The 4,608-nt window shown below is 49.9% G+C and carries 3 protein-coding genes; all 3 read left to right on the top strand.

Going from position 1 to position 4,608, the window contains the following annotated elements; all coding sequences use genetic code 11:
• A partial coding sequence (locus Q7V06_RS01980) for a preprotein translocase subunit SecD (protein ID WP_304837297.1) occupies positions 1-1,027 on the top strand: 1,027 nt, incomplete at its 5' end.
• A gap of 167 nt (positions 1,028-1,194) precedes the next feature.
• Positions 1,195-2,256, top strand: a complete 1,062-nt coding sequence (carA, locus tag Q7V06_RS01975; RefSeq protein WP_304837294.1) for a glutamine-hydrolyzing carbamoyl-phosphate synthase small subunit — start codon at positions 1,195-1,197, stop codon at positions 2,254-2,256.
• Positions 2,249-4,608, top strand: a 2,360-nt coding sequence (gene carB / locus Q7V06_RS01970; RefSeq protein ID WP_304837292.1) for a carbamoyl-phosphate synthase large subunit, incomplete at its 3' end; no start/stop codon positions are given. The genes carA and carB, both read left to right, overlap by 8 nt.

Genomic DNA, 4,608 nt, shown 5'->3' with positions numbered 1-4,608 from the left:
AACAAGAGATGCAAAGATCAATATTCTGACCACCTTCGGTGGCGCGTCACGGTATATCCGGATCGAGATGGCCGGTGTCGACATGGTCACCGCTCAGGAGATCGTCGGATCTCAGGGAAGGTTCGATGTCAGGATTCAGACCGTTGGAAATGAGACCGAACATGTTCTGTATGGAGATTCGATCACGAGTGTCGGACTTCCGACGCAACAACCTCCGGGAAGCGACCTCTGGGGAGTTTCCTTCACCATCAACCCTGATGGTGCAAAAGCACTTCGGGAGAGTGCCATTCGAACCGGCGCTACGGATTACCCTCTCCAGCATGAACTGATGATGCTCCTCGATGGAGAGATGATCTACAGCGCCCCGTTCAGCAATGCTCTGGCGGCTCAGTTAAAGGTTGAGGAAGTCAGAAACCTCTTTGCATCCACAGGTTCCGGTGATTTGGGTAAGAATCGCGCGATGATCCTTGAGATTCACCTTCGTGCAGGCGCACTCCCTGTTGATGTGACAATCGCCGGGTCCGGTTCTGTCTCAGCAGCACTCGGAGAGCACTTCAAGACGATGAGCATCATTGCAGGAATAGTTGCACTCCTCACCGTCGGGCTTGTTGTCTACTACCGATATCGTGAACCAAGCATCGTTATCCCGATGCTCCTGATCAATACCTCCGAGATAATCATACTCCTTGGAATCTCCAGGTTCATCACCCAGCTTGATCTCGCCGCAATCGCCGGTCTTATCGCCGTTCTTGGAACAAGTATCGATCAACTTGTGGTCATCACTGATGAAGTCCTTCATGAAGGAAAGGTGCCATCACCTAATGTGTATATGAAACGACTCTCACGGGCGCTTGGAATCATTATCGTCGCTGCAGCAACGATGATCATCGCGATGCTCCCGCTTGCTCTGATGGATCTCTCCTCGCTTCGGGGCTTTGCAATCATTACCATCCTCGGTGTGATAATAGGGGTTGTTATTACCCGGCCAGCATACGGAAAGATCATCATGGCGATACTCTCCAAATAAATTCTTTTTTTGATCGCGCATAGATTAAAACAGCAATTTAAGGTTGAATATCCATTATCTTCTTAGTACCGGACTTTATCGCCACTCCCCTCATCAGATTACTTGATAACCGGGAGAAGTACACGTACTGTTAATATGAGATGATAACAGAATGAATATGGTCATTCATGAAGGCGGTTTTGGGGCTTGAAGACGGAAACTATTTTGTAGGAGAGGGTTTTGGTGTTGAAGGTTCCAGCACCGGAGAGCTGGTATTTACCACTCAGATGGCAGGGTACATGGAGGCGCTGACTGATCCCAGTTATGCCGGGCAGCTCCTGATGTTCACCTATCCGCTGATCGGCAATTATGGTGTCGACTTCACTAACTTTCAAAATCCTCTTGTACAAACCCGGGGATGTGTAGTTCATGAGATCTGCAGATCCCCAAAACAGAACCCTTCACTCATCACTTATTTTGAAGATCAGGGCCTGTTTGGAATATCCGGCATTGATACAAGGATGCTGACGATTAATACCCGTCTCCACGGCACCCTCAGATCAGCACTCATCGTAGGAGATGATAATGGTGATCTGGCTGTGGAAATGGCAAGAAGTGCTCCTGATATCTCAGAAATCGACTTAATCCAGTCGGTTACATGCACCGATCCATACCGGGTGAGAGGGAAAGGAAAGAGGATAGCGGTTCTTGACCTTGGAGTCAAGAAGAACATCGTCATCAGCCTGCGCAGAAGGGATGCAGATGTATACGTCTTCCCTTATTCTGCCACAAAAGACGAGATCGAAGCCTGCAGACCGCAGGCGCTCTTTATCAGCAACGGGCCCGGTGACCCAAAGAGGGCTACACAGGCGATCAAGACGGTCAGATCCTTTATCGGAGAGATACCTATCTATGGCATATGTATGGGCAACCAGATCCTTGCACTTGCACTTGGGGCAGACACTCATAAGCTGAAATTCGGACATCGCGGATCAAATCAACCGGTCCGTTGCCCGGATGGGTCGATCTCAATCACCACACAGAACCACGGATATGTTGTGGATGGAGAGACACTCCCTGAAGGCTGCGAGGTCAACTATGTCAATGTCAATGACAATACCCTTGAGGGGTTCATAGACCGCCATCTAAACATCTTCTGTGTACAGTTTCATCCGGAGGCCCACGGAGGACCGCACGATACAGAGAAGAGAATCTTTGACAAAATATACAGGAGTATCCCGGATGCCTAAGTTACCTCATATAAAAAAAGTAATGCTCATCGGTTCTGGCCCGATACAGATAGGGCAGGCAGCAGAGTTTGACTTCTCTGGAACTCAGGCCTGCAGGGCACTCAGGGAAGAGGGGGTGTCGGTCGTTCTGGTCAACTCAAATCCTGCAACCATTCAGACCGATCCCGAGACAGCCGATGTCGTCTATGTCGAGCCGCTAAAGGCAGATATCATCGCAAAGATCATCAAAAAGGAGCGGCCAGACGGAATTTTAAGCGGTCTCGGTGGCCAGACGGGTCTGAACCTCACAGCTGAACTCGCAGAGATGGGGGCCCTTGAGGGTGTTGAGATCCTTGGAACCCCGCTTGAGGCAATCTATTTGGGAGAGGATCGGGAGAAGTTCCGTGACCTCATGAACCGGATCGGAGAGCCGGTTCCAAAGTCGATGATCTTAAACCGCCTCGATCAGGTTGGGGATGCACTGAAGGAAGTCGGACTTCCGGCGATCATCAGGCCTGCCTACACGCTCGGCGGATCAGGAGGAGGAGTTGCAACAACCGAAGAAGAACTCCGTCGGATCGTCGAGATGGGATTATCCAAATCAAGGATTCGTCAGGTTCTCGTCGAGGAGAGTGTCAAAGGATGGAACGAGATCGAATTTGAGGTGATGCGGGATGCAGCAGACACCTGCATCATCATCTGCGGTATGGAGAATGTGGACCCGATGGGTGTACATACCGGAGAGAGTGTCGTTGTTGCTCCAATCCAGACACTCCGGGATGACCAGTTCCAGATGCTTCGAACAGCCTCGATCAAGATCATCCGGGCACTCGGTGTACAGGGAGGATGTAATGTCCAGTACGCCTTTAAAGACGGTGACTATCGCGTTATTGAAGTAAATCCGAGGGTTTCACGATCATCTGCCCTCGCCTCCAAAGCAACCGGATATCCTATCGCACGGGTGACTGCAAAGATCGCAATCGGAATGCGGCTTGATGAGATCACAAACACCGTGACAGGATGCACACCCGCTTCATTTGAACCTGCGATAGACTATGTTGTGGTAAAGGTCCCGCGCTGGCCATTTGATAAGTTCAAGATGGCGGACAGGTCACTTACAACAGCGATGAAGAGTACTGGCGAGGTTATGGCAATCGGACGAACCATGGAAGAGGGATTCAAAAAAGCACTCCGTTCGATCGACACTGACATAACAACTCATACCGATCCGGATGAGATCCGGATGATCCTCTCCAGACCAACAGACGAGCGGTTCCAGACCCTTTTTGATGCGTTCAGAATCGGCTTTTCCATCGATGATGTGTATAAACTAACGGCAATTGAGCCATTCTTCCTTGAGAAGATAAAGCATCTTGTCGAGATCGAACGATCACTCTCCCCCACATCAACGGATGAAGAGATCAAAAAGACAAAACCATTCGGTTTCTCAAACACAGAAATTGCCGAACTGACACAAAAGACGATACCGGAGATTGAGAAGATCGTTCTTGAACCGACATATAAGATGGTCGACACCTGTGCGGCAGAGTTTCCGGCAAAGACACCCTACTTTTACTCAACCTGGGAGAGGGAATGTGAAATTCAGAGGGATGATCAGAAGAAAGTACTCATCCTTGGTTCCGGCCCGATCAGGATCGGTCAGGGGATTGAATTTGATTACTGCACGGTTCATGCAATCCAGGCCCTCAGGGAGCGGGGTGTGCATGTACATGTTGTAAACAACAACCCCGAGACCGTATCAACGGACTTTGACACATCAGATCGCCTCTTCTTCGAACCGATGCAACTTGAGGATATCACAAACATCCTCAAAAAAGACGAGTATTATGGGGTTATGGTCCAATTTGGGGGCCAGAACTCTGTCAACCTCACTATACCAATCCATGAAGAGATTAAAAGGCTTGGTCTCTCCACAAAGATCCTCGGGACGAGCCCTGATGCAATGGATGTCGCAGAAGACCGTGACCGTTTCAGCATTCTCTTAAACAAACTCGAGATACCAAGTCCTGCAAACGGCTCAGCACACTCTGAAGATGAAGCATTTGCAATCGCAAACAGGATCGGCTATCCCGTCCTTGTCCGCCCCTCTTATGTCCTTGGAGGTCGTGCCATGGAACTTGTCCATGATGATATCGAACTGAAGACCTACATCAAAGAGGCAGTTCGTGTCAGCAAAAAGCATCCGGTGCTCATTGACAGGTTCCTCCAGGATGCAGTAGAACTGGATGTCGATGCGGTCTGTGATGGAAAAGATGTCCTCATCGGCGGGATCATGGAGCATATCGAGGAAGCCGGTGTTCACTCCGGAGATTCGGCATGTGTCATCCCGACACAGTCACTCAAAGCCGAGAC

This window comes from Methanocalculus sp. (assembly GCF_030651615.1).
In the GTDB taxonomy this organism is placed as follows: domain Archaea; phylum Halobacteriota; class Methanomicrobia; order Methanomicrobiales; family Methanocorpusculaceae; genus Methanocalculus.
Note: the sequence above shows the minus strand (reverse complement) of the source record. Positions and strands in the feature narration are given on the sequence as shown.